23 protein-coding genes are annotated in these 24,602 nt (G+C 68.4%); 6 read left to right on the top strand and 17 right to left on the bottom strand.

Translation table 11 applies throughout. The features are described 5' to 3' along the window. The 5 genes from ACAM49_RS15565 to ACAM49_RS15545 form a co-directional block, all read right to left on the bottom strand. Positions 1-1,364: DUF222 domain-containing protein (locus tag ACAM49_RS15565; protein WP_369636210.1), on the bottom strand; the 1,364-nt coding region annotated here is incomplete at its 3' end. 67 nt (positions 1,365-1,431) lie between these two features. Next, entirely contained in the window at positions 1,432-2,409 is a 978-nt protein-coding gene (locus ACAM49_RS15560) for an alpha/beta hydrolase (RefSeq protein WP_369636209.1), read from the bottom strand. Between the two features lie 38 nt (positions 2,410-2,447). Beyond that, positions 2,448-3,146 (bottom strand): DUF6875 domain-containing protein, encoded by a 699-nt coding sequence (locus ACAM49_RS15555; RefSeq protein ID WP_369636208.1) that lies wholly within the window; start codon positions 3,144-3,146, stop codon positions 2,448-2,450. Next, positions 3,143-7,057: an amino acid adenylation domain-containing protein gene (locus ACAM49_RS15550; protein WP_369636207.1), complete on the bottom strand. Its 3,915-nt coding sequence runs from the start codon at positions 7,055-7,057 to the stop codon at positions 3,143-3,145. The genes ACAM49_RS15555 and ACAM49_RS15550 overlap by 4 nt, the downstream gene beginning before the upstream one ends. A gap of 145 nt (positions 7,058-7,202) precedes the next feature. Continuing rightward, positions 7,203-8,387, bottom strand: coding sequence for an acyl-CoA dehydrogenase family protein (locus ACAM49_RS15545; protein ID WP_369636206.1), 1,185 nt, complete (start codon positions 8,385-8,387; stop codon positions 7,203-7,205). Positions 8,388-8,563: 176 nt separating this feature from the next. Between ACAM49_RS15545 and ACAM49_RS15540 the strand changes: the two genes are divergently transcribed. The 3 genes from ACAM49_RS15540 to ACAM49_RS15530 are packed head-to-tail and all read left to right on the top strand — an operon-like array spanning position 8,564 to position 10,436. Next, a complete protein-coding gene (locus tag ACAM49_RS15540) occupies positions 8,564-9,019 on the top strand; it encodes a MarR family winged helix-turn-helix transcriptional regulator (protein ID WP_369636205.1) in 456 nt (151 codons plus the stop codon). Beyond that, positions 9,016-9,438, top strand: coding sequence for an organic hydroperoxide resistance protein (locus ACAM49_RS15535; RefSeq protein WP_369636204.1), 423 nt, complete (start codon positions 9,016-9,018; stop codon positions 9,436-9,438). The genes ACAM49_RS15540 and ACAM49_RS15535 overlap by 4 nt, the downstream gene beginning before the upstream one ends. 11 nt (positions 9,439-9,449) lie before the next feature. After that, the gene (locus ACAM49_RS15530) at positions 9,450-10,436 is read left to right on the top strand and encodes a zinc-binding dehydrogenase (RefSeq protein WP_369636203.1); all 987 of its coding nucleotides are present in this window, start codon (positions 9,450-9,452) and stop codon (positions 10,434-10,436) included. Positions 10,437-10,440: 4 nt separating this feature from the next. On the opposite strand, the gene ACAM49_RS15525 is transcribed toward ACAM49_RS15530, so the two are convergent. From ACAM49_RS15525 to ACAM49_RS15515, 3 genes are read right to left on the bottom strand one after another with little or no spacing between them, the layout of a single operon-like run. Next, on the bottom strand, positions 10,441-10,803 hold the full coding sequence (locus ACAM49_RS15525) for a DUF1304 domain-containing protein (RefSeq protein ID WP_369636202.1): 363 nt from the start codon (positions 10,801-10,803) through the stop codon (positions 10,441-10,443). A gap of 25 nt (positions 10,804-10,828) precedes the next feature. Continuing rightward, positions 10,829-11,713, bottom strand: a complete 885-nt coding sequence (locus ACAM49_RS15520; protein ID WP_369636201.1) for an amidohydrolase family protein — start codon at positions 11,711-11,713, stop codon at positions 10,829-10,831. Continuing rightward, positions 11,710-12,741, bottom strand: a complete 1,032-nt coding sequence (locus ACAM49_RS15515; protein ID WP_369636213.1) for a nucleoside hydrolase — start codon at positions 12,739-12,741, stop codon at positions 11,710-11,712. Before ACAM49_RS15515 ends, ACAM49_RS15520 begins: the two co-directional genes overlap by 4 nt. Positions 12,742-12,864: 123 nt before the next feature. Between ACAM49_RS15515 and ACAM49_RS15510 the strand changes: the two genes are divergently transcribed. Continuing rightward, complete coding sequence (locus tag ACAM49_RS15510) at positions 12,865-13,437, top strand: TetR/AcrR family transcriptional regulator (RefSeq protein WP_369636200.1); 573 nt, start codon at positions 12,865-12,867, stop codon at positions 13,435-13,437. A gap of 34 nt (positions 13,438-13,471) precedes the next feature. Here the strand turns inward: ACAM49_RS15510 and ACAM49_RS15505 are convergent, their stop codons facing one another. Both ACAM49_RS15505 and ACAM49_RS15500 read right to left on the bottom strand, forming a co-directional pair. Further along, entirely contained in the window at positions 13,472-15,016 is a 1,545-nt protein-coding gene (locus tag ACAM49_RS15505; protein WP_369636199.1) for an MFS transporter, read from the bottom strand. Positions 15,017-15,206: 190 nt separating this feature from the next. Continuing rightward, positions 15,207-16,577, bottom strand: a complete 1,371-nt coding sequence (locus ACAM49_RS15500) for a CoA transferase (RefSeq protein WP_369636198.1) — start codon at positions 16,575-16,577, stop codon at positions 15,207-15,209. Positions 16,578-16,642: 65 nt separating this feature from the next. Between ACAM49_RS15500 and ACAM49_RS15495 the strand changes: the two genes are divergently transcribed. Both ACAM49_RS15495 and ACAM49_RS15490 read left to right on the top strand, forming a co-directional pair. Next, positions 16,643-17,422 (top strand): thioesterase II family protein, encoded by a 780-nt coding sequence (locus ACAM49_RS15495; RefSeq protein ID WP_369636197.1) that lies wholly within the window; start codon positions 16,643-16,645, stop codon positions 17,420-17,422. A gap of 62 nt (positions 17,423-17,484) precedes the next feature. After that, positions 17,485-18,846 (top strand): cytochrome P450, encoded by a 1,362-nt coding sequence (locus tag ACAM49_RS15490; RefSeq protein ID WP_369636196.1) that lies wholly within the window; start codon positions 17,485-17,487, stop codon positions 18,844-18,846. Between the two features lie 22 nt (positions 18,847-18,868). Here ACAM49_RS15490 and ACAM49_RS15485 read toward each other — a convergent pair whose 3' ends face one another. The 7 genes from ACAM49_RS15485 to ACAM49_RS15455 form a co-directional block, all read right to left on the bottom strand. Further along, positions 18,869-19,645: an O-methyltransferase gene (locus tag ACAM49_RS15485; protein ID WP_369636195.1), complete on the bottom strand. Its 777-nt coding sequence runs from the start codon at positions 19,643-19,645 to the stop codon at positions 18,869-18,871. 89 nt (positions 19,646-19,734) lie between these two features. Next, entirely contained in the window at positions 19,735-20,109 is a 375-nt protein-coding gene (locus tag ACAM49_RS15480) for a DUF2784 domain-containing protein (RefSeq protein WP_369636194.1), read from the bottom strand. Between the two features lie 47 nt (positions 20,110-20,156). Then, positions 20,157-20,852: a lipase family protein gene (locus ACAM49_RS15475; protein WP_369636193.1), complete on the bottom strand. Its 696-nt coding sequence runs from the start codon at positions 20,850-20,852 to the stop codon at positions 20,157-20,159. A 285-nt stretch (positions 20,853-21,137) separates the two neighbouring features. Next, positions 21,138-22,175: a ketoacyl-ACP synthase III family protein gene (locus tag ACAM49_RS15470; RefSeq protein ID WP_369636192.1), complete on the bottom strand. Its 1,038-nt coding sequence runs from the start codon at positions 22,173-22,175 to the stop codon at positions 21,138-21,140. A 2-nt stretch (positions 22,176-22,177) separates the two neighbouring features. Then, the gene (locus tag ACAM49_RS15465; protein ID WP_369636191.1) at positions 22,178-22,621 is read right to left on the bottom strand and encodes a PaaI family thioesterase; all 444 of its coding nucleotides are present in this window, start codon (positions 22,619-22,621) and stop codon (positions 22,178-22,180) included. Further along, positions 22,612-23,352 carry an SDR family NAD(P)-dependent oxidoreductase gene (locus ACAM49_RS15460; RefSeq protein WP_369636190.1) on the bottom strand — a complete coding sequence of 247 codons (741 nt, stop codon included), beginning with the start codon at positions 23,350-23,352 and terminating at the stop codon, positions 22,612-22,614. The genes ACAM49_RS15465 and ACAM49_RS15460 overlap by 10 nt, the downstream gene beginning before the upstream one ends. After that, on the bottom strand, positions 23,352-24,596 hold the full coding sequence (locus ACAM49_RS15455; RefSeq protein WP_369636189.1) for an acyl-CoA dehydrogenase family protein: 1,245 nt from the start codon (positions 24,594-24,596) through the stop codon (positions 23,352-23,354). The genes ACAM49_RS15460 and ACAM49_RS15455 overlap by 1 nt, the downstream gene beginning before the upstream one ends. Positions 24,597-24,602: the final 6 nt, after the last annotated feature.

Raw genomic sequence — 24,602 nt, 5'->3', positions numbered from 1 at the left:
GTCTGAGAGGGATCGATCGAGGCAGGGGCGATCCAGCCGATGCGCCCGGCATGCTCGGAACCCGGTGGCATCACCACCGTCTTCCACTTGTCCGGGCCTTCCCCGATCAACGAGTGGCAGGAATCGCACGCCAAAGTCAGGTTTTCGATGTCGGTCGGCCCGCCTTTGGCCCAGTCGGTGACGTGGTGGACCTGGCAGAGGGTGGCGGGGGCGTCGCAGCCGGGGCGGGTGCAGCCACGCTCGGCCGCGATCAACGCACGCCGCTGGTCGGCGTGGGCGAGGCGGTGGGCCTTGGCGTGACCGAAATGCAGTGGGCGGCCGGCATGGTCGAAGATCGTGAGGAACGGACGCGACTGCTGCGCGAGCTGCAGGGCCTCTTCCATCGGCACCGTCCCACCGGAAGCGGTGGTCGCGACCCCGGCGGCGGCTTCGACCTCGGCCAGGCTCATGGTGATGATGGTGGCCACGGGCAGGCCGCGGTGCTGGCCCAGGTTGGCCGGACCCATCTCCGGGCGCAGCAACGCCACGAGGGCGTCATGCTGACGCTGGGCGGTCGAGCGGGTGTCACGGCGCGCGGCCGCTTGGAGGGTGTCGGGGTGGATTCCCTTGGCGCGCTGCGGGCTCTGCGGGTCGTCGGGGTTGCACATGCCGGGCTGGGCCAGGTCGGCGAAGATCGGATCCAACAACGCGCGCGCCGCCGGGGTGAGCTGACCGGTGATGGTGCTCATGCCGTCCACACCCTGCTTGCCCAGGATGATCCCGCGCCGCGCCTGGCGGTCGTCCTCGCTGACGAGCTTCCCGTCGGGGTCGAGGAACCCCAGGATGCGGTCGCCGAGCTTCGGGAGATCATCGGGGATGGAGCGGGTGGCGAAGTGCGCCAATTCCATTTCCACCTTACCGACCAATTCCGGGTCGGTGACGGCGGGGATACGGCGCACGATCTGCACGATCCGGCGCGCGTGATCGGCCGACACCAAGCCCTGTTCTTGGGCGGCGGCCACCCACGCCAGGTTCGGCTCCAACACCTGTCCCATGACCTGGCGCTGCCCGAGCTGCTCGGCGGCATTCACGCGCGCACCGGCTTCGGCGTGGCCGAGGCGCAGCACCTGCTGCAGGTACTTGCCGGTGTGATTCTTCCAGCCCGCCTTCTCCGGCAGGTTGCGGGTGCGGACTTCGCCGACGAAGCGGTGGTCGACCGCGGCCAGGCGACGCTTGGCGGCTTCGAATTCCTGCATTTGCGCGACGAATTCGGTGTCGGTGTATCCGCCGAAAGTTTGGCTGAGCAGGGTGTCGGTGATCTGCGACAGCAGCGCGATCGCGTGGGCGATCGTGCCGTTGTCGAGAATCCCTTCACCGCTGGTCATGCCTCCATTCTACGCTTCTCGATCATGTTTTCGAATCGAATTACCAAGTGATATAAGGGTTTTCAAACTAGACCCCCAATGCCGCCGCAAACAATGGCCACGAATCATGAACATCGTCCTGCCAATACGGCCAAGCGTGAGTTCCATTGCGGTAAGCGACCTGTGCCGGAATCCCAAGCGAAGCCAGCCGCCCCACAAGCGAATCCGTGCAATTACGCACCACCGATTCCATGATCCCGCCGACCGCCACCCGATCTGCGAGCCCCGGCACATTCCCGGCGATGGAGGCATCGCCGATCCCTTCGTGGATACCCGGCAGCCCATTCCCGGCGGAAATGTAGAGCGCCACTCCGCGGAGCAGTTCGGCGTTGAGGACCGGGTCATGGGCGTTCCAGGCCGGATTGTCGTCAGCGCCCCACATATTGGCCGCATTCGCGCCGAACAAACCCAGTTCGGAGCGGACGTAGCCGCGCGCCACGGCATCACTGGTGCGGGGGCAGCCGCTGTAGGAGCCGACTGCTTGGTACATGCCGGGGGCGTCGAGGGCCAGGTCGAGTGCGGAGGTTGCGGACATGGATGCGCCTGCCACCGCGTTCCGGCCGGTCATTTGGAAGCGCGATTCCAGGAGCGGCGGCAATTCGTGAATCAGGAAGGTGGACCATTTGTTTCGGCCCAGGGTCGGGTCGTCGGCCACCCAGTCGGTGTAGAAGCTGGCTCGGCCGCCGATCGGGGTGATGACGTTGACCGGTTTGTCGGCGAAGAAATGGGCCACATCGGTGCGGTTGGTCCAGGGGCCGCCGTCCTCGCCGCCGTCGACGGCATTGAGGAGGTAGAGGGCGGGGGCCGGGAAGTCCGGGTGTGAAACCCATACCGGGATGGTTCGGTTCATGGCGGCGGAGTAGACGGTCACCTCGTACTGGCGGCCGCCCAATGGGCGCATGCCGACGATTGCGGAGCCGTCGCCCGGGTCGGCGGATGCGGTGACGGGCACAAGGGCAGCAAATGTGGCGATCAGGGTAAGGAGGGCGCGTGATAGCCGATGCATGAGTGGAGTATCCCGCCGTTAGAGCCTATTTCCTGGAATCACCGCGCGTGTTCGTCGGCGGAATGTGCGCGCAGGGCGGTGATCTCACCCGCCTCCGACTCGGGTACGCGCATCCGTTCAGCTATCGACCAGCGGAGTTTGCGGGGGAGATCGGGGGCGAGCTGGGAGAAGTAGGCGTAGAGCCAGTCGGAGCGCGCGACGAGGAAGGGGAAGTCGGTGCTCATCATCGCGCGCAGGACCAGCATGGGCAGGGGTGAATCCAAGGGATGGAAGTCGCGGTCCCAGAGACCCGGGACGCTGCAGCCGGGGTAGAACTGGCCGAGCATCATGCCCTGGGACACCACCTCGGTTTTGCGGTCGCGATGGACGGCGTCGATCAGCTCGTAGCGGGTGAGGCCGGGGAAAACGGTGACCAGCGTCAGGCCTCGTGTCTCGGCTGGATTCTGTTGCCGCAGTTCGCGGTACAGTTCGAACGCGTCATCCACGATCAGGTTCATGCGCTCCACGGGCAGCTCGTCGCCGCCCTCCGCGAGCCCTGCCCAGAACAGCCGGCGGGTCAGGCTGTGGCGGACGAACGGGCAGACCGGGCCCGGTCGCCCGAGGTCTGGGTGCGGATGCATGAGATGCTCGCTCACCCACCGCGTGAGCGTCCCGGCCGCGTCGCCCTGCTGCTCCCACAGCTCCGGATCCTGATAGACGTTGAACCATCGCACGCCCGTGCGCGATCCAGCCCTCATCCGCGGTCCTCGCGGTCCAGGTGCGCGGCGAGAATCGGGCCGATGACGGCGACGACGTCGGCATTCGTGAGCTGCGCGTGGGTGGCGGCCACCGGGTGCTCGATGAGCTTGCCCGTGACGTACGGCCGCCAGAGTCCGGAATCCAGGGAGTCGGTCATGCCGCGCGTGGCGGAGAAGTAGAGCAGGTCCCCGTCGAACACGGACGGTCGGTACCGCGCGGAGAGCTGCACACCGTCGACGTAGCCGCGATGCAGCCGGGTGAGTTGGTCGGCGGTCAATCCCGATCCGAAAGACGCTGCGGACGTGGCCAATTCGGCGGCGGCCTGCTCGGCGGTGACATCGGGGAGCTCGTCCGCGTCCTCGGGCTCGTCGCCGAGCAGGTGTGTCAGCAGATCGCGCATGCGCGGGGTCGGTGGGGGAGGCATGTCATCGGGGAACACGATGCTGTCGAGCATGGCCAGCGTCGCCACCTCCGCACCCTCGGCGCGCAGCCGCACCGCGATGGCGTGCGCGATCTGCCCTCCGAGCGACCACCCCAGCAGGTGATACGGCCCCTCCGGCTGCACACGCCGGATCTCCCGGACATAGCCGACGGCGAGTTCGTCGATGCTGGTGGCGGATTGCACATCGCCGCTCGGGCTCAGTGCCTGCAATCCGTAGACCGGCCGGTCCTTGACGTACTGGGCGAGGCCCGCATAGCACCAGGCCAGCGGGACGGCTGAATGCACACAGAACAGGGGAGTGCGAGAACCGTTGCGGCGCAGGGTGAGTACCGCGCCCAAGGCGTCATCGCTGGCAGTGCTGCCGTCGTGGCTCGTCAGTCGCTCCGCCAGCTCGGCGACGGTGGGTGCGGTGTACAACCATCGGACCGTGACCGGCAGCCCGGTGGCCGCCGACAACTCGGCCGAAACCGCCACGCCCAGCAGGGAATTACCGCCCAGCTCGAAGAAGTCGTCGTCCAGTCCGACCTGCTCGGTCTCGGTCGCGGCGGCGAATTGTTCGGCCACCAAATGCTCCATCTCGCTTTCCGGTGCCCGGTACGGGTGGTGCACGGCGGGTGCCGGAGGCAGGGCGGCGCGGTCCACCTTGCCGTGCGTGGTAATCGGAAGACGGTCCAGCTCGACCAGCTGCGCTGGGACGAGCGCCGCGGGCAACAGCGTGCGGAGGCGGCGAACGAGGGCGGTGGTATCGAGTGGCACTCCCGGTGCGGCGACGACGTAGCCGATCAACCGCGCACCTGTCGGCGCCTCCTCCACGGTGACCACGGCCTGCGAGATCTCCGGCAGCGTCATGAGCGCCGCCGCCACCTCACCCGCCTCGATACGCCGCCCCCGCACTGCGAGTTGATCGTCGGCGCGACCCAGGAAGTCCAGGTTCCCGTCGACCTCCGCGACGACGAGATCGCCGGTCCGATAAAGCCTCTCACCCGAGCCGAACGGATCGGCGACGAACCGCTCAGCGGTGGCAGCGGGCCGATGCAGATAGCCCTGCGCCACACCGGGACCACCCAGATAGAGCTCGCCCCGGCCGCCGGGCGGCACCGGACGCAGCCGGGCATCCAGCACGAGCGCCCGCACCCCGGGCAGCGCCGGGCCGATCGTGACGGGGCGGTCGGCGGCCAACGCGGCCGACTGTGTTGCCATGACGGTGGTTTCGGTGGGGCCGTACCCGTTGAAAAGCCGCAGCGTCGTCGCCCAGCGCCGCACCAGATCGGCCGGGCATGCTTCCCCTCCGACGACCGCCACCCGCAAGGTCGGGACCTCGGACGGGGTCAGCGTCGCCAATACGGCCGGGGTCGTCAGGAAGTGGCTGATCCGTGCAGCATTCAGCAGCTTGGTCAGGTCGGCTCCGGCGACGACGCCCGTCGGCTCGACCACCAGCCGCGCCCCCGCCGCGAACGCGGCCAACAACTCCAGCAGATGGGCATCGAACGATGGTGCGTGCGCGTGCAGTACATGCGAATCCGCGCTCACCCCATAGTGTTCGACGATGTAGTCCGTGAGCGACCCGAGCCCGCGATGGGTGACCACGACGCCCTTCGGCGTCCCGGTCGTACCGGAGGTGTAGATCAGATAGGCAGGGTGCTCGGCGTGCAGTGGCCGGGTCCGGTCCGTGTCCCGCACGACCGCACCGGATCGCTTCCGAACCTTCGCGCCGAGGAGTGGATCATCGAGGTCCAGCCAGCGTGGCCCATCCGGCAGGTCCGCATGCACCGACGACACCGTGATCCCCACCCGCGCACCGGAATCCGCCGCGACCGTCTGCAACCGCCGCGCGGGATCGGTGGGATCCACCGGCACGAACGCCGCTCCCGACTTGGCGACCGCCCACACGGCCAGCACCGACTCGGCCGAGCGTGGCACCGCGACCAGGACGAATTCGCCTGGCCCGGCCCCGGATTCGATCAGCTCGCGCGCCCACTGCGACGACAGCTCGTCCAGTTCCCGATACGTCCACACGCGGCCGCCGTCCTGGAGGGCGACCGCCTCTCGATCACCGGCCCCAACGAGATTGGTGCGCAGCAGATCCGGAAGCAGCCGGAAGGCCTGTCGGGCCGCGGCGACCGGCGGCGTCTCCGGCAGCTCGACCCCGGGAACCTGCCGGTCGAGCCCGGCCAGGAACCGCCCGAGATACTCCAGGAACCGCTCGTGATGCCAAGCCAGCGTCTCCCGGCTGTACACCTCCGGATTCGCCTGCATATCAACGGTGATCGTGCGCTCGTCCGGCCCTAGCTGATACCCGTTGACCAGCAGATCCTCCACCGGCCCCAGCGACAGCAGCCGCACCTCCCCGCTCAACGGCCCCACCCGCGGCTGCTCGACGAACCGCAGCATGTTCACCACCGGCCCGAAACTGCCCCGGACCGTATGGCTTTCCCCGCTGTCGCGCAGCATGTCCTCGTACCGGTACCGCTGGTGCCGCAGCGCCCCGACCACCTTGGCCCGCACCTGCTCGATCACCTCGGCCCCGGTCGAGGCGCGGATCCCGGTCAGCCGCAACGGCACCACATTCGACACCGTCCCCGCCGAGCGCCGCAGCGCCGCGCTCGGCCGGGCGGGCACCGGCAGGGACAGCACGATCTCGTCCGAGCCGGTCATCCCGGCCAGATAGCAGGCGAAGGCCGCGATGGTCACCTCGGGAAACGCGATTCCCGACTCTTGCAGCAACTCTCGCAGCCGGTTCGCGATCGGCTCCGGCACCGCCGCGGCGACTCGATGCGGCCGAGGTGCCGGGACGGCGGGCGCTCCGGCCAGCCGAACCGGCTCGCGCATCCCGCTCATCTCCCGCGACCAGTACTCGCGATCAATGCGACACCGCGCGGACCCGAGATACTCCCGCTCGTCCTCGAGGATCTCGGCGACCGTCAGGAAGGACGGCTCATTCCTGGGCGCGGCCTCCGAATCGAGTGTGGCGCTGTACAACTCGGTGGTGCGCCGCAGCAACGCCGCCGCACCCAATCCATCCAGCACAATGTGATGGCTGCGCAGATACAGCAGATGCCGTTCGGCCCCGAGCCGATACACGGTGGCGACCGTCAGCGGATCCGTCAGCAGATCCAGCGGCGAACCGTAATCGGCCTCCATCAATTCCAGTGCGGCCCCGAGCGGATCCGTGTTGTCGCGCAGATCCACGAACGGCGCGGGCTCGAACGCCTCCGGATCCGCGTACTGCCGCGGCAGTCCGTCCACCAGCCGGAATCGCAGCAGCGGCGACTCCAGCTCCCGCGCCGCCCGCGCCCCGCACTCCTGCAGCAGCTCCCGCTCCAGCGCCCCGGTCAACTCCAGGTACAGCGCCACGGTGTTCGGCACGGCCGGGAACAGTTGCTGGGCCACCCACCACCGCAATTGCGCCGCAGACAGGGGCAGGTCAGTGCAGACCGCCGTACCGCCCTCGCCGCCGGCCCGCGTCACCGCGCCTCCTCGCCTCCCGAATCGCCTGCCAGGACACATTCGGTGGCAAACCTACGGCATCAGGCACCCGAACCGCCCGGAAGCAGGGCCGCCGGGCGTGGTTTCGATGTGATCGGATCCGGACGCGGTACGACGCGGCGGTATTTCAGATCATGGCGCGCAGCGGTCCCTCGGGCTCGACACCCATGATGGTCAATGCCGTTGAGTGGTACAGCGATCCGGGCGTGTGGATCGCATGCTGCAGCCCCACATGCGCGTCCCGCCAGAATCGCTGCATGACATTCGCCCGCCGCACCGCGTTCCCGCCCGAGCGCGCGAAGATCTCGTCCACCGCCGACACCGCCCGCCACGCGCAGCGAACTTGATTGCGGCGCACCAGGGAACGATCGGCGAAGCTGATTTCCTTACCCGCCTCGGCCTGGTCGTAGAGGCGGCTGACGCCATCCAGCAGCTGGGTGCGCGAGGCCGCGATATCGGCGGCCGCCTCGGAAATCGCCGACAGCACGTACGGGTCGTCCTTGATCCGGGTTCCCATCGCGGTGACCCGGTCGCGCTGGTAATCCAGGTGCGCGGCGAGCGCGCCCTCGGCGATGCCGACCACCGCCGCGGTGATCCCCAGCGGGAACATGGCCCAGAACGGCAGCTTGTAGACGGTATCGGTGCGGCCCGCCCGCTCGGCCGCGGTCTCGCCCTCGGCGACCGCATCGAATTCGATGGTCCGATACGACGGAATGAACGCGCCGTCGACGATGATGTCCTTGCTGCCCGTGCCTTGCAGCCCGATCACGTCCCACGAATCGTCCACGATCGTGTAGTCCTTGCGCGGCAGCACCACGTGCATGACCTTCGGCGGCATCAGCGGCTTGCCCTCGGCGTCACCGGTCATCGCGCCCAGGAAGATCCAATCGCAGTGATCGGTGCCCGACGAGAACTGCCATCGCCCGCGCAGGACGAACCCGCCGTCGACCGGAGTCGCCACCCCCATCGCCGCGTACGGCGAGGCGATCCAGGTGTCCGGGTTCTCGCCCCACACCTCGTTCTGCAGCCGCCGGTCCATGAGCGCCATCTCCCACGGATGCACCCCGCCCACACCGCACACCCACCCGGTGGATCCGCAATGCTTGGCCACCGCCATGACCGCCTCGGCGAAGTCCCGCGGATGGGCGGCGTACCCGCCGAAATCGGTCGGCTGCAGCAGCCGCATCACCCCGGCCTGGCGAATGAGTTTCACGCTCTCGTCGGAGAGTTTCCCCAGCCGCTCGGTCTCGTCGGCGGTCGCCGCCAACTGCCCCGACAGTTCCTCGACCCGGCTCACTACCTCGTGCGTCATCGCAACTCCAGTCCGCTATTAGAACGCGTTCTAGGGGACGGTAGCGCCAATCCGGCTGCCCGCGAGGGAGTTTCCCGGTGATTGGTACCGGGCCTTGTCGCGGTCGCGGCCCCGTGTGACGCACGAGACGCCTAGATAGATTGTGCACAATCTAATTGCGGGCTACGTTGTTGGATGTGACCGATGAGCAGGCGTTGGAGAACCAGCTGTGCTTCGCGCTCTACGCGGCGTCGAGGGCGATGACCACCATGTATCGCCCGAAACTCGACGCGCTCGGCATCACCTATCCGCAGTACCTGGTGCTGCTCGCGCTCTGGCAGCGCGACGGCCGCACCGTGGGCGATCTGTGCTCGGCCCTCGACCTGGATTCGGGCACGCTCTCGCCGCTGCTCAAACGGCTCGAATCGGCGGGCTTCGTGCAACGCCGCCGATCCGCCGCCGACGAGCGCCGCGTCGAGATCAGCCTGACCGACCGGGGGCGCGAATTGCGCTCCGCCGCATGCCACATCCCGGAGCAGTCGGCCGAGATCACCGGCATGTCCCTGGCGGAGCTGTCCGAGCTCCGGGAAACCCTGCACCGCCTCACCGCGGCGCTGACCAACCACACCCGATCGAAGGAGAACGACCGATGAGCGTGCTCTACACCGCCGCGGCCCTGGCCACCGGCGACGGCCGCAACGGCCACGTCCGCACCGATGACGGCAAAGTCGAATTCGACCTGTCGATCCCCAAGGAGATGGGGGGCAACGGCCTCGGCACCAATCCCGAGCAGCTCTTCGCCGCCGGCTACGCGGCCTGCTTCCACTCCGCGCTGCGCACCGTCGCCCGCGCCACCAAGGAGAATGTGGACGACTCGGCCGTCGGCGCCAAGGTCGGCATCGGCCCCAACGAGAACGGCGGCTTCGGCCTGACCGTCACCCTCGAGGTGTCGCTGCCGCACCTGCCCCTGGACGAGGCGCGGGCGCTGGCGGACAAGGCGCACCAGGTGTGCCCGTACTCCAATGCCACCCGCGGCAATATCCCCGTCGATGTCATCGTGGTCGAGGACTGAGGAGGATGAGCATGCGTGCGGTCGTCATCGAACAGTTCGGCGAGCCCAAGGATGTGCTGAAGGCGGGCGAGCGGCCCGTGCCCGAGCCCGGTCCGGGTGAGGTGCGCATCGCCACCACGCTGGCCCCGATCCACAATCACGACCTGGCCATTGTCCGCGGCGTCTACGGCTATCGGCCGGAGCTGCCCGCGATTCCGGGCACCGAGGCGGTCGGCGTGGTCGACGCGCTCGGCCCCGACGTCACCGGGCTGGAAGTCGGTCAGCGCGTGACGGTTTCGGGTGTGCAGGGCGCGTGGGCGGAGTACTTCGTCGCCAAGGCCGCCGGTGTGCTGCCGGTGCCGGACTCGGTGTCCGACGAGACCGCCAGTCAGCTGCTGGCCATGCCGCTGAGCTCGCTCATGCTGCTGGAAGACCTCAATGTCGAGGCCGGACAGTGGATCGCGATCAATGCGGCCAACGGTGCCGTCGGGCGGCTGGTGAACCTGCTCGCCCGGGCGCGCGGCGTCAATGTCCTGAATCTGGTGCGCAGTGCCGCGGCCGCGAAGTCCTTGCAGGAGCTGGGTTTCGAACCCGTCCTCGACACTGAGACCGAGGGTTGGCAGCAGCGCGCGGGCGAACTGACCGGCGGCGAGCCCATCGTGCGGGCCGTCGACCAGGTGGGCGGCCCGGCCGCCAATGACCTGCTGACCCTGCTCGGCGCGGGCGGTGAGCTCATCACCTTCGGCGCGCTCTCGGGCCAGCCGCTGGTCCTCAACCCCGGCCCGATCATCTTCAAACAGGCCGTGGTGAAGGGCTTCTGGGGTTCCAAGCGGGCCGAGGAGATCGGCGGCGAGCAGCGCCGCCGCCTCATCACCGAGCTGGTCACCCTGGCCGCCAAGGGCGTACTGGACCTGCCCATCGAGACGACCTACCCGCTCGAGGAAGCGGGCGAGGCGGCCGCGGCCACCGAGCGCCCCGGCCGCAACGCGAAGATCGCGCTCCGCGCCGCTTCCAACTAGGCCGCTATCCGGCGATCAGTACCGCGGCGAGAGTGATCGCGCCCGGAATCGCCTGGGCGAACAGGATCCGTCGGCTGGCGGTGGCGGCACCGTAGAGTCCGGCCACCACCACGCAGGCCGCGAAGAAGACCTTCGCGGCCTGCCCGACCGGATCCGAGGCGATCAGCCCCCAGATCAGTCCGGCGGCCAGAAAACCGTTGTAGAGCCCCTGATTCGCGGCCAGCACCTTGGTCGCCTCGGCGAATTCGGCCGTACTCCCGAAGCTCGCCCGCACCCGCGGCGTCGTCCACAGGAACATCTCCATGACCAGGATGTACACGTGTAAAGCGGCGAGCAATCCAACGAGAATCTCCGCGACCAACCGCATGACCCGACCCGCCTTTCCTGAGGTGCTAGCCGATTCCGAACACCTGTGCCGCGTTATCGTGACAGACCGCGCGCAGCCAGTCGTCGCCGAGGTCCAGACGTTCCAGGGCGAACAGGGCGTGCGCGTAGGGGTAGGGGATGTTGGGGAAGTCGCTGCCGAACAGGATGCGGTCGCCGAGGTCGCGGACGCGGGGGAGTTCGGCGGTGGGGAAGTCGGCGGCGTCGAAGAAGTCGGTGAAGCTCATGGTGGTGTCGAGCAGGACACCGGGATAGGACTCGGCGAGGTCTAGGAACTCGCTGTACTCGGGGGCGCCCATGTGGGCGATGATCGGGCGTAGTCGCGGGAAGCGCCGCAGTAGTGTCCGCATGGGGCCGGGACCGGTGAATTCGCCTGCGGCGGGGCCGGATCCGCAGTGCATGACCACCGGGATGTCCGCGTCCTGGATCATGCCCCACACCTCGTCGAGACGCGGGTCGGCCGGGTCGTAGTTGCCGACCTGGATGTGCAGCTTGAAGATTCGGGTGCCGCCCTCGATCGCGGCGCGCACGTAGGCGGGCGCGGACGGCTCGGGGTAGAAGGTGGAGGTGTGCAGGCAGTCGGGCGTGCGCGCGGCGAAGTCGGCGGACCAGTCGTTGAGCCACGCCGCCATGTCCGGCTTGTGCGGGTAGACCATCGAGGTGAACGCGCGAACTCCGAAGCAGCGCAGCGTTTTCAGCCGCACCTGTTCCTCGTCGCGGTAGGTGATCGGCCATTCGCGGTGGCCGATCAGCGGCCCGGCGGCGTCGAAGTAGCCCCAGACCTTGCGCAGCACCTGCTCGGGCATGAAATGCGTGTGGACGTCGATGATCCCGGGTAGACCCAGGCGCTCGCGGAAACCGCTGATGTAGTCCAGGTCCTGCTCGTCGGTCACCGGCCGGTCTCGCCCTCCGCGAACTGCGTCCGCGCGTAGTCGCCGACCCGACTGATCAGCCGGTCGAAGAACACCTCCGGATCGGTGGCGACCACGATGTCCGCGTTGGGTTCTCGCCCCCACATGCCCGCCCAGTCGGCCACGGTGGTGGCCCGGGTGATGGTCCCGACCAGTTCCACGTCCACGGTCGCGGGCTTGGTGATCGCGAGACTCGGATCCAGCGCGACCGCCGCCGCGAACGGATCGTGCATATGCGCCAGATAGCCCTGGTCGTAGAGCTTGTGGAAGTCGAAGTAGAAGCGGATCGCATCGGTCAGGAACCGAACCAGCGGGTTGCTCGCCGCCGACCGCGCTTCGGGCGGATCGTTCTCGGTCACCAGCTCCACCGGCGTGCTCGCGGCCCGTTCGGCCAGCAGCGCCAGGTGTTTGGGCTTCATCTCGATGGTCTCGGTGATGTCGAGCGCGCACACGATGGGCCGCCGGTCCGCGGGCGCGGCGGAGAAGGCGTCGAAGACCTCCTTGGCCGCCTCCGGATCCACGTGCACATTCCACTCGTTGGTCGGGGTGGTGTTGCCGGGATGGTTGAACGCGCCGCCCATGATCACCAGCCGCCGGAGCAGTTGCGGCAGTTGCGGTTCCATGCGCAGCGCCAGCGCCAGATTGGTGAGCGGGCCGGTGCACAGGCCCACGATCTCGCCGGGATGCTCGCGGACCAGGTCCACCCACAGCTGCGCCGCCGAGCGGTCGGACAGTTTCCGGGTGGTCGGCGGCAGCTCGGCATAGCCCACACCCTGGGGTCCGTGCGTGTCCTCGGTGGTGCGCAGGGGAACCGCCAGGGGAGTCAGCGCCCCCTGGGCCACCTCGAGGTCCGGCGCGCGCACCAGGTCGAGCAGGGCGAGATTGTTGGCCGCCACCTGCGGCGCGGGCACATTGCCCGCGCTGGAGGCGATTCCGACGATCTCGGCCTCGGGGGAGGAGAGCAGGTAGAGCAGGCCGAGGGAGTCATCGATGCCGGTGTCGTTGTCCATCAGGATCTTCTGCCGCACGGGTTCGAGGGTAACGGGCACGGTGCCGCACGAACGTGGCAGCTGCCCGGCAATCTTGGAACACCTGTCTAGAACAATTGTCTAAGACGCTGGTAGGGTGGGGGCATGGGAAATCGAGAAGACCTGCTGGAGGGTGCGCGCCGAGCCGTTCTGGAGCGAGGCCTGGCGAAGGTGACCGCGCGGGATATCGCCAAGGCGGCCGGGGTGAGCCTGGCGGCCATCGGCTATCACTTCGGGTCCAAGGATCAGTTGGTCACCGAGGCGATCACGATGGGGGTGGGTGCGCGGATCGGGGACGATATGGATGCGGCCATTCGGGACGCGGGGGAGGGACGCAGCCTGTGGGAGTCGCTGGCCGCGACGTGGGACGGATTCGTCGATGTCGTGCAGCGCAATCGTGACGGGTTGATGCTCAGCGCGGAGAACGGAATTCAGATCGCCCGCGATCCCGAACAGCAGGCGTTCATGGCCGAGGCCAGCGCGGTGGCGCATCGCGATATCGCGACGATCGTGCACGAGGTGCATCCGGACTTGAGCGAGCAGCAGGCCACGGCGGTGGGGCAGGTGCTGTTCCTGATGTTCCAGGGACTGGCCATGCAGCAGGTCATCGCGCCGGGCAGTGAACTGCCGGGCGGGGATACGCTGCGGATCGCCGTCGAGGCCATGCGCGGCAAGTGAAGCCGGGCGCGGCAGGTGAACTGACCCGGCCGAACTAGCCCGGCGGCACGTGCCGCAGCCGGGAGATGGCGATGACGGCCAGCAGCAGGGCCGCCCCGGCGGCAATGGCCGCGGTGAGGTGCATCCCGGTCAGGAACGCGTGCTTGGCCGCATCGGCCACCGCGCCGCCCACCTTGCCCTGCAGGTTCCTGGCGACTTCCATTGCCGCGCCGAGCGTGTCGCGTGCGGCGCGGGCGTCGTTGTCGGGCAGCCCGTAGGGCAGCGTGACGTCGAGCTGGCTGCGGTAGATGGCGATGCTGATGCTGCCCAGAATGGAAATCCCCAGCGCACCACCGAATTCGGCCCCCGTCTCCGACAGGCCGGAGGCCGCCCCGGCCTGCTCCGGCGGCGCGGTGCCGACAATGAGCTCGGTGGTGATCCCGAAAACCGGTGCGAGACCGAAGGACACCAGCAACGAGGCGGCGACGGTGAGTTCCACGCCGCCGGTGGCGGTGATCCGGGTGAGCAGCAACAGGCCCGCGGCCGCCATGGCCATGCCCGCGCCGATCATGTACGCGGGCCGCATCACCTTCATGATCCGCGGCCCGAGCTGCGAGCCGATCATGAATCCGAGCCCGGCCGGAATGGTGGCGATCCCGGCCCGCAGCGGCGACATGCCCAGTACCAGCTGGAAATACTGGCCCACGAACAGCGCGTAGCCGAAGGCCACGAAGATCGCGACCATATTGATGGTCAGCGCGGTGCGGAAGCTGCCCAGCCGGAACAGCCGCAGATCCAGCATCGGCTCGGCGGTGGTGAGCTGCCGTTTCACGAAGACCGCGCCGATCGCCGCGCCGACCACCAGCGCCCCCAGGGCGGCCGGGCCGGGGCCGTCCTGCGCCGCCTGCTTCATGCCGAAGACCACCAGCAGCACCGCGCCCGTGCACAGCGCCGCGCTGATCAGGTCCAGGCGGCCCGCATCGGGATCGCGGAACTCGGGCAGCACTCTCGGGGCGAGCACGATCAGCAGCAGCATGACCGGCACGGCGAGCAGGAAAACCGAACCCCACCAGAAGTGTTCGAGCATGAGCCCGCCGGCGAGCGGGCCGATGGATCCGCCGACGGAATAGGAGCCCACCCACACCCCGACCGCGATGGACCGCTGGCCCGGATCGCGAAACATGGTGAATATCAACGAGAGTGTGGACGGCGCGAGGGTGGCCCCGGCCACCCCGAGCAGGGCGCGGCAGCCGATCAGCACCGGAGCGGTCGGTGCGAAGGCCGCGATCACCGAGACGGCGGCGAAGGCGGCGGCACCGACCATGAGTAGTCGCCTGCGCCCGATCCGATCGCCGATGGTGCCCATGGTGAGCAGCAGCCCGGCCACCAGAAACCCGTAAACGTCGATGATCCAGAGCAATTGGGAGCTGGTGGGACGCAGCACCTCGCTGATCTGGGGTACGGCCAGGTGCAGCACGGTGAGATCCATCGAATACACCAGGCAGGCCAGGGCCAGCACCGACAATCCGGCCCATTCCCGTCTCCCTACCGCGTTACCGGGGTCAGCGGCGGCGGTGAGCAAGGGAGCAGGTGTGTCCACGATGACGTCCTCCATCCACATGTCGACATAGGGGTCGACAATATAGGTGTCGGTTTCAGGGTCTCATTTATTAACGTCACGCGGGGGCCAAGTCCGGCGTGTCGAATGCCATTGATTACAAGCCGAATTCGCCTAATTCGCGGATGCACTTGCGGGTGTACGTGCATCTCGTTGTATACATTCCCGAGGGTCACAAACCGTCCGGTCGGGCTTTCCAGCTGAATGTGTCCGAACCGTAATCCGGGGCGGGCCAAGGATGGTCGTAATATTCGCTCAGCGCGGGCCGCGCGGTCGTCACCGCGCCGTGCGTGACCGCGTATCGCGGGTCGGGAAGCTGGGCCGGAGGATGATCCGGCGTCCGTCCCGGCTGGCTGAGCAGCCAGGATCCGGTGCGGGCCAGTGCCACTCGGACATCACGGCCGCGACCGTCGGCGCGGCGGGCGCGCAGCGCGTCCAGCACGCCCGCGGCGAGCAGATAGCCGCTGGCGTGATCGAGCGCCTGGGCCGGGAGCGCGCCCACGGCGGGTTCGCCGTGCGAATTATCATGTGCGCCTTCGATGCGGGAAATTCCCGATGCCGCCTGCACGATGCTGTCGAAACCGCGCCGATCGCCCCAAGGTCCCGATTCACCCCAGGCCGAAACTCGGCCGTGCACAATTCCGGGACGCATTTCCGCGGGCCGTACTCCGAGTCGTTCCAAGCTGCCCGGTCGGTAACCAGAGATGATTATGTCTGCATTGCTGATCAATTCGTGAAAAACGGGAAGATCGGTACGCAAATCGACTACAGTGGAGCGCTTGCCCTGGCAGGTGTCCAGGAACTGCCAGCCGATTTCGGGCAGTCCGGGCGCGTCGATGCGCAGCACATCGGCTCCGAGCAGGGCCAATGCCCGCGTCGCCACCGGACCCGCGATCACCCGGGTGAGATCGAGGACGCGCAGCCCGCGCAGCGGCAGCAGCGAGGTTGCGGCAGTGGGTGATTCGACCGGGCCGTTATCGTCACGTGTCTCGATCGCGACCAAGGGCCCGGAGGCGGCGGCCTTGCCCTGCGGACTGTCGGCCCACTCCTGTTCCGCGCGCACCCGCACCGCGATGGCGCCCTGCTCGGCGGCGCGCTGTTCGATGTCGGCGGCGGCCAGGGTCGCGATGCGGGCGGTGAAATCCGCGCGCGTGGCGGTGGCGGGCAGCTCGACCGCGGTGAGCAGTCGCGCACGGTGGTGCGGGTAGTTGGCGTGCGTGCGCACCCATGCGTCCGCAGCCCTGAAGAAGCCCGACAGCTCTGCGAAGATGTCCGGCCGCTGCCCGTCCAGCCGGAACAGCCGCTCGCTGGAGAAGGCGGCCGCCACCCGGCCCGGCTCGAGCACACTCCGCAGCGGTGTCAGGCCGCGGCTCTCGCGCCAGCGGTCCGCGGCGGTGGCGAAGGCGGCGACCGCGCCCCCGGCGAGCGCCCAGACCGGCAGCGTCGCAGCCAGATTCGCACCCGGTTCGAGCGGGGGCAGCGACTCCCCGGCAACCCCGATTCCGGATTCGTAATCGCGGACCAGCTCGTCATAGGTAGCCACGATCCGACTGTAATGCCGTGACCCACCGCGCCCGCCGTGGCGTGTGTCACGGCATACTCGATCGGGTGACTGTCACCGGAACGACCTGGCTGCGTGAACTGAAGTCCGATCCGAATCCGAGCACGGTGCTGGTGTGCTTCCCGCCGGGCGGCGGCTCGGTCACCGCCTATCGGGCGCTGGCCCAGCGGTTCGGTTCGGGGACCGCGGTATTCGGCGTGCAGTACCCGGGGCGGCAGGACCGGCTGGGCGACGCCATGGTGCCGGTGCTGACCGAACTGGCCGCGGCGGCCGCCGCCGATCTGCTGACCTGGCCGCGGGAGGTGCGCCTGGCCATCTTCGGGCACAGTATGGGCGCGACCGTCGCCTACGAGGCCGTGCGGCGGGTGGAGGCGGGCGGGCGCGAGGTGTCGCACCTGTTCGTGTCGGGCCGTCCCGCACCGGCTTTCGAGGTGACCGGCCGCCTGCACGCGGGCCCGGACGCGGATCTCATCGCCGAGCTGGAGCGGCTGTCCAACGATCCGGAATCGGTGCGGATCCTGCGCGAGGAGCCGAGCCTGGCGGAGTTGGTGCTCCCGGCCGTGCGCAGCGACTACCAGGCGGTGGAGACCTACCGGCACGAGCCGGGCGCGCCGCTGCGGACGCCCATCACCGCCCTGATCAGCACCGCCGATCCGACCACCACGGCCGCGCAAGCGGAGCAGTGGCGCGATTACACCGAGACCGATTTCGATCTGGCCACCTTCCCCGGCGGTCATTTCTATCTGGACCTGCCCGAAAACCTGCCCGCCATCGCGGATTTGATCGCTCGCGCGCTGGCGGGGGCGTTACCGGGTCGTTCGAGTTGAGGACCGCGCTGCGGTACGGGTAGCTTCCTCCCCTGCGTCTTCGTAGCATGAGGGAGTTTTCAATGCCCAGAACACAATTCGTGGCCGCTCCGCCGGAAGGCAGTGAGCTGAAGCGGATCAGCGGGCCCGCGACCCACTGGATTCCCCAGTTGCAGCGGCAGCGGCGCGATCCGGCCGCGGCCGCCTTCGAGGACGAGGCCACCTACGGCCCGCTCTACGTCCTGAACATGTTCGGCGAGAAGTGGATCATCGCCAACGGGCCCGACGCGGCGGCGCGCATCCTGATGAACAAGGAGCGGGTGTTCGCCAACGACCCGGCGTGGGGCCCGCTGCAGGGCCCGTTCTTCGAGCGGGGCCTGGTGCGGCTGGACTTCGACGAGCACCGCGGCCACCGTTCGATCATGCAGCAGGCCTTCGGGCGCGGGGCGCTCACCTCGTATCTGAAGGACATGCACGAGATCGCCGCGCGGCATCTGAGCAAGTTGCCCGAAGGTGATGTGGCGCAGGGCAATCCGGTGCTCATGCATCAGCATCTGCAGCGGCTCACCCTCGACATCGTGCTCGAGGTGTTCATGGGGGCGCGGCTGCCACAGGCGGAGGCTGCGCGGATCTGCGGGGCCACCATGGACATCCTGCACGCGGGCGGTGCGATCGTGCGGGTCGCGATTCCTGGCAATCGCTGGTGGCGGGGCATGCGGGCGCGAAAGACCCTGTCGGCGTTCCTGGCCGAGCGGATCATCGCCTCGCGCGCGAACCCGGGCACGGATCTGCTGTCCATGCTGTGTCAGGCCGCGAGCGAGGAGGGGGAGCGGTTCACCGACGAGGACATCGTGAACCACATGATCTTCCTGCTGGCCGCCGCCCACGACACCACCACGACCACGTTGTCCGGTGTCGTCTACAACCTGGCCAAGTACCCCGAATGGCAGAAGCGGGCGCGGGCGCGGTCGCTGGACCTGCCGTTCGAGCTGAGCTATGACGAGCTGGGCGAGCTGACCGAACTCGACTGGATCATCAAGGAAACCACCCGGTTGTGCACGCCGGTGCAGATCTTCCCGCGCGCGGTCATGGAGGACACCGAGGTGCTCGGCTACTTCGTGCCCAAGGGGTCGTTCGTGGTGGTCCCGATCAGCGTCAATCACCGCCGCCCCGACATCTGGTCGCAGCCGGAGGAATTCGATCCCGAGCGCTTCTCCGACGAACGCGCCGAGCACAAGGCGCACCGGGTGGCGTGGGCGCCGTTCGGGGCGGGCGCGCACAAGTGTCTCGGGCAGTACTTCGCGGGGCTCGAGATCAAGACGATCGTGCACCAGCTGCTGCAGAAGTTCGAGTGGGAGGTCCCGCAGGACTACGTGATGCCCCTCGACATGAGTGCGACGCCGCTGCCCAAGGACGATCTGCCCGTGACGCTGCGGCGTCGCTGAACCCGTTGGTGCCGAGGCTGATTCAGCCCAGGTACTCCGATTCGAGTACCCGGTCCTTGAGCAGGGACTGGTACTCGATGTGGGTGTCGTGCTCGATGGTGCGCCAGGTCTTGCCCTCGGCCTCGCGCATGTACTTCAGATAGTCCGGGGCGCCCGGGATGCGCATATTGTCGGCCACCACGATGGTGCCCGGGTGCAGCCATCCGGCTTCCAGGATGGTCTTCAGGTCGGCCAGGTAGGCGGACTTGTCGTGGTCGACGAACACGAAATCGACCGAGCCCGCGGTGATTCCGTACTCCTCGCCGAGCCGCTTGACGGTCTCGCCGCCGTCGCCGATGGTGCCCACCACCACGGTCACCCGGTCGGCCAATCCCGCGTGGTCGATGATGGCCCGCGCCACCTCGGCATTGGCGGCGCTGAACTCGACCGAGATCAGCCGCGCCCCCTCCGGCATGGTGTGCGCGGTCCGGACCGCGCTGTAGCCGACGTAGGTGCCCAGCTCCAGCAGCAGCTTCGGATTCGCCCTGCGCACCGCGGCGTCCAGCAGCAGCCCCTTCTCGTCGCCGACGTTCACCAGATTACTGCGCGTGCGCGCGAACCGGTCGATCGCGGCCAGCACACTCTCGGGGTTGCCCGGCTCGGCATTGGCCAGCACATGATCACGCACCGCGGCCTCCCGCCCGTCCCCGAACTGCCCGGTGCGCTGGAAGTTCCCGATGCCCCACACGGTGCTGATAGCGGTACGCACCGGATACACCACCCGCTCGAGCAGAACCGCCCCGATCGATGTGCCAGCCATGAAAACCCCTTCGTCGACTCATACAGCAAGCGCGATTATGCACGCCCCGCACCGGATTCGCCTCCGGCGGTCGCCGACGATCGCCGCGATCAGGACCGCTGGGCGAGCGCCCGCCGCTTGGTCAGCAGGTACAGGCCGACCCAGGACACCGCGACGCAGAGCACCACCAGGATCCGGACCTCCTCGAGCATGCTGCGTGGATACAGGACGCCGGTGATGTAGTGGTCGATGAACCCGCTGGACGGCAGGCCCACCTCGCCCGCGCGGTGCCGCGCCCAGTTCTCCAGGTTGGTCAGGGGACACTCGAACTTGAACAGCACCGTGCTGAAGCCCCAGGCGAAGGCCAGCAGGTGCAGCCAGATGGTGCGTGGCCACCGCCAGGCGAGGAAACCGCCCACGACGACATAGGCCACGAACGCGAAGTGCACGACCGCGGTTGCGTCGGCGAGCAGCCGGTAGAGCATGAACCCAGGATAGAAGCGATCAGCCCGAGACTGCCCCGACCGCTGACTTACCGGCAGCTGTTGTCGAGTGGGGCGCCTGCGAAGCGGTCCATCAGGAATGCCTGTGCGGCCGGGACGAAGAGGGCGCCGGCGATCAAATGGTTGGCGCCCGGATATTCGTGGTAGCGGACAGAGACGCCGCGGCGGCAGAATTCGTCGGCGAGTTCGCGTTCACCGGCGGCGACGATGACGCCGTCTCCGATGCCGTCGGCGTTGCCGGCGCCGAAGAGCAACGGTGCGGTGGGAGTGCCGGTGCCCATGTGGTTTTCGGTCAGGATGCGCGCGAAGCCCGGGATGGTTCGGTAGTCCTGGTATTCGGGGCGCAGCAGCTGGGACAGGCGCAGGCCGGGGAACCGTGGCCCATCGGATACGCAATGGTCCGCGATTCGGTCCATGACGTCGCGGCCGTAGTCGGACAGGTAGGGGGAAAGGTCGAGGTCGAAACCGCGTGCGGCGCCTTGCATGACATAAGGGAGCACCAGCGCCCACTCGGAGCTGCCGTCGACGTAATCGATGGTTGCGGCCATGTCGACAGGCATGCCGCCCGCGGCGACACCGACGATGTTCAGCTCGGGTGCGTAGGCCGGGGCCAGTTCGGCCGCGAACTCCGTGGCGATGGAACCACCGGAAAAGCCGGACATGCCGATCGGTGCCGGGCGCGGTGGCCCGCCAATGGTCCGGTCCGCGGTAGAACGGGTCGTCACCAGGTAGTGCGACCGCCGTGTCCGCCGACGCGGGTACCGCCGTCGCGGCTACCGACGACAGCGCGATGAGTCCCGCCACAAGCGCTGTGCGGCAACGGATTCGAATGACCATTCCCTCTCCTTCCACTGACCCGACACCGAACGGTACGGTGATGTACCAGGGTTGGGGGAGCCCCGACATATCGGGGCCATCAAGACGGAATCGACGGTTTCCGCAGCCGCGCAAGGGTTTCGGCGTGGATGGACGATCCATGGAGGATGCAAGGAGCACGTCGAAATGGGGTTTCATTCGATCGGGTCGGCGGCGGCGGGGTGCGAGACGACCGCGCAGGACCAGGTGAAGCCGACGCCCGCACTCAGCACCAGCGCGAATTCGCCCGGCGCGAGCAGGGATTCGTCGAGCAGGTCGGCTAATCCGGCGGCGAGATCGCCCGCGCCCAGATGCCCGGTGTCGCGTCCGAAATCGACCGGGGTGGCCGTGGTGAGCCCGGCGACCAGGGGCCGGTATGCGGTGTCGAGGGTGTCGAAGTGGAAGCGGGGCAGCACGACCCGGGTCAGGCGCGGGTCGTCACCGGTGAGGCCCGCGTCGTGCAACGCCCGGCTGATCACCTCGGTGACCTTGCGGCGTTCGATGCCCGCGTAATGGTCGCGGGGATATCGGCGCAGGAACGCCTTCTTCGTGGCGCGGATATCGATGGTGCCGCGCAGCCAGCGCGGGGCGGGGGAGGCCGGATCGTCGCCGCGGGTCATGGCCTCGAGTTCGGGCGCTGCGACGGTGGCGACGGTGTGCAGCCACAGGCGCGGTCGGAGTCCGGATTCGGTGGACAGCAGCACCGCGGTCCCGGCATCACCGTAGGCGACACCGTAATCGCCGGTCCAGCGCCGGAATCCGGGTTCGGCGAACCGATCCCCGGTGCCGATCAGGGCCCGCCGGGTGCCGGGTGTGCCCCGCAGGTAGGCGGCCGCCGTCTGCACCGCGGCCGCGCCGCCATTGCACATCTGCTGAATGCCCAGCGGCAGTGCCGTGTTCGCGCCGAGCCGGTCGGCCACGAAGTGGGCCGGGGACCAGAAGTCGTGTCCCTGATAGTGACTCCACGCGTAGCAGAGCAGGCCAAGCTCCGCGCCGTCCCAGCCCGCCTCGGCCAGCGCGCGCTGCCCGGCGAGCACCGCCAGTTCGGGACCCGACAGTGACTCCGACACCGCCAGCGCCGTGTACCCCGGATCCGCCGGGCGCACGGCGGGATCCAGATCGGCGGGCTTCTGCCGGACTTCGGGCAGCCAGTGGGTCGCGGCCATGATCGCGACCGGTTCGGTGAGGGGCATCGCTACTCCTGCCCGGTGCGCAGGGTGCAGGTCGCGGTGGCGAGCACCGTGTCCTCGACGCGGAGTTCCGCGCGGGTGCGCACCAGCCCGTCGGCGAGCGACTCGGCCTCGCCGTGCAGCGCCACCCACACCTCGGTGGGCACCGGTCCCCGGTATTCGACGGCCAGATCGGCAATCGCCAACCCCGCCAGCGAGATTCCGGCATCGGTCAGCGCCCGGTAGCCCGCCCAGCCCGCCACCTCCTCGAGCAGCACCGCCACGATGCCGTTGTGCAGTCGTCCCGGCGCACCGTGATACAGCGGATCGGCGTACCAGGCGGTCCCGACGCCCGGCCCCTCCGGCAGATACCGCAACAGCAGCCCGTCGGTGCGGACCGGCCCGCACGCCCAGCACGACGAGCCCGCCGCGATCGCGTCATTGAGCGTCTGTCCCTCGATCAGCTCCACAGCAGACCCCCGTTCACTTCCAAGATGTGCGAATTCACATACGACGCATCGTCACTGGCCAGGAACACCACCGACTTGCCCACCTCGTCACCGGTCCCGCTGCGCCCGGCCAGCAGCCGTCCGGCGACCTGCTCCCACACCAGGTCGTTCTCCGAGAGCCGCGCGCCCAGCCCGGTGTCGACGAAGCCGGGCGCGACCGCGTTCACGGTGATGCCGTCCGAGGCCAGTTCGGCGGCACAGGATTTCACGAACATCTCGATGGCCGCCTTGGACGCGCAGTACGCGCTGGCGCCGGGCGAGACGCGGGTGGACAGTGCCGAGGAGATGGCCACGATGCGCCCGCCGCCGCTGGCCCGCAGGTACGGGACGGCCGCGCGCACGCAGTAGAACGTGCCGATCAGATTGGTCTGGATGACATCGGTCCAGCGCTCGGGATCGATGCCGGCGATCATGCCGTCATTGCTCATCCCGGCGTTGCACACCAGCACGTCCAAGCGGCCGAAATGACGAACCGTGGCGGCCATGAGGTGCTCCACCGAGGCCAGGTCGCGCACATCGGTCTGCTCGAAATGGACTCGGTCGCCGCCGAATTCGCGAATCAGCTCCAATTCGCCGGCGGACCGGGCCGCGCACACCACCTTCGCGCCCTCGGCGAGCGCGGACTCGGCGATGGACCGCCCGAGTCCGCGGGTCCCGCCGGTGACGATCACGACTTTCCCGCGGAGCCGCATCAGATGATCCCGACCATCTGCGAGCCCTGCGGCACGGCGTCCCAGATCACGGCCTCGGGATCGCCGTTGCGCAGCAGGTTGGCCAGCCGCTCGCGCAGGATGATGTTGGTGCCGTCGGAGTGCAGCCAGATCGAGGCGTCGCGCAGCAGCTTCTCGATGCCGTTCTCCTTCATCACCCCGTGCCCGCCCCACAGCTCCATGGCCCGGCGCGCGGAGTCGAAGATGCGCTCGGAGGTAATGAGTTTCGGGGCCACGGCCAGCGCCGGATCGAAGGTCTCGGGCGTGCGCGCCTGCCAGGCGGCGCGCCAGATGTAGGTGCGGCTGACGTCCACGTTCAGGTACATATCGGCCAGATAGGAACCGACCGCCTGGTGCTGGATGATTGGGACGCCACCCTGGACGCGCTCGCGCGTCCAACGCAGGGTCCGGTCGAAGCATTCGCGGCCCACGCCCAGCGCGCAGGACGCGGCATAGGAATTGCTGGCTCGCAGCAGCCGCCCGACGCTGCGCAGCGCGGTGCCGGGCTCGCCGAGTACGTCCTCGTCGGGCACGAACACGTTGTTGTAGAAGATCTCCGCGTTGTTGGCGATGCGCTCACCGTTCTTGTCGTGCACGCGGCCGATGCTGAAACCCTCGGCGTCGGTGGGAACCACGAACGCGGTGACGCTCTCGGTGAGCGGACCCTCGCGGTCGGTGCGGGCGAAGCACAGCACGGTGTCGGCGCGGTTGGCATTGGAGATGTAGTGCTTCATGCCGTTGATGCGGTAGCCGCCCTCGACCTTCTCGGCGAAGGTCTGCATGCCGCCGCCGCGTCCGGTGTAGGGCAGCAGATTGTCGGATCCGGCCGACGGCTCGGTGAACGAGGCCGCGAACAGCCCGCGCGGATTGTCGGCATTGCGGGCGAGATGGTTCTTGCGCTGACCCGGGGTGCCCAGCTCGTTGAGCATCTGCGCGAACTTCCAGTGCTGGGCCAGCACCACCGCGGTGCCCAGGTCGGCGGCGGCGATCTCCTCGAGGATCATGCAGTTGGTGACGTAATCGGTGGACGCGCCGCCGTATTCGACCGGCAGCGGGGCCTGCCGCAGCCCGTGCTCGTTGGCCGCCTCGACCAGTTCCCAGGACCACGCCTGCTCGGGATCGGCCTGGGCGTCCAGGTGTGCGGCGACCGGCCGCACCACGGTGTCGGCGAAGGACCGGGCCTTGGCGCGCCAGGTGATCATCTCATCGGTCAGCGTGAATTCCATTGTGTT

It is taken from the genome of Nocardia sp. JMUB6875, from assembly GCF_041154655.1.
GTDB lineage: Bacteria > Actinomycetota > Actinomycetes > Mycobacteriales > Mycobacteriaceae > Nocardia.
This window is presented reverse-complemented; position numbering and strand designations above follow the sequence as displayed.

Excerpts from the sequence above, each read along its gene's own strand:
- ACAM49_RS15490 (WP_369636196.1), top strand. The coding sequence starts at position 17,485 with ATGCCCAGAACACAATTCGTGGCCGCTCCGCCGGAAGGCAGTGAGCTG.
- ACAM49_RS15530 (WP_369636203.1), top strand. The coding sequence starts at position 9,450 with ATGCGTGCGGTCGTCATCGAACAGTTCGGCGAGCCCAAGGATGTGCTG.
- ACAM49_RS15535 (WP_369636204.1), top strand. The coding sequence starts at position 9,016 with ATGAGCGTGCTCTACACCGCCGCGGCCCTGGCCACCGGCGACGGCCGC.
- ACAM49_RS15455 (WP_369636189.1), bottom strand. The coding sequence starts at position 24,596 with ATGGAATTCACGCTGACCGATGAGATGATCACCTGGCGCGCCAAGGCC.
- ACAM49_RS15460 (WP_369636190.1), bottom strand. The coding sequence starts at position 23,352 with ATGCGGCTCCGCGGGAAAGTCGTGATCGTCACCGGCGGGACCCGCGGA.
- ACAM49_RS15515 (WP_369636213.1), bottom strand. The coding sequence starts at position 12,741 with ATGGACAACGACACCGGCATCGATGACTCCCTCGGCCTGCTCTACCTG.
- ACAM49_RS15485 (WP_369636195.1), bottom strand. The coding sequence starts at position 19,645 with ATGGCTGGCACATCGATCGGGGCGGTTCTGCTCGAGCGGGTGGTGTAT.
- ACAM49_RS15525 (WP_369636202.1), bottom strand. The coding sequence starts at position 10,803 with ATGCGGTTGGTCGCGGAGATTCTCGTTGGATTGCTCGCCGCTTTACAC.
- ACAM49_RS15560 (WP_369636209.1), bottom strand. The coding sequence starts at position 2,409 with ATGCATCGGCTATCACGCGCCCTCCTTACCCTGATCGCCACATTTGCT.
- ACAM49_RS15555 (WP_369636208.1), bottom strand. The coding sequence starts at position 3,146 with ATGAGGGCTGGATCGCGCACGGGCGTGCGATGGTTCAACGTCTATCAG.
- ACAM49_RS15510 (WP_369636200.1), top strand. The coding sequence starts at position 12,865 with ATGGGAAATCGAGAAGACCTGCTGGAGGGTGCGCGCCGAGCCGTTCTG.
- ACAM49_RS15480 (WP_369636194.1), bottom strand. The coding sequence starts at position 20,109 with ATGCTCTACCGGCTGCTCGCCGACGCAACCGCGGTCGTGCACTTCGCG.
- ACAM49_RS15545 (WP_369636206.1), bottom strand. The coding sequence starts at position 8,387 with ATGACGCACGAGGTAGTGAGCCGGGTCGAGGAACTGTCGGGGCAGTTG.
- ACAM49_RS15470 (WP_369636192.1), bottom strand. The coding sequence starts at position 22,175 with ATGCCCCTCACCGAACCGGTCGCGATCATGGCCGCGACCCACTGGCTG.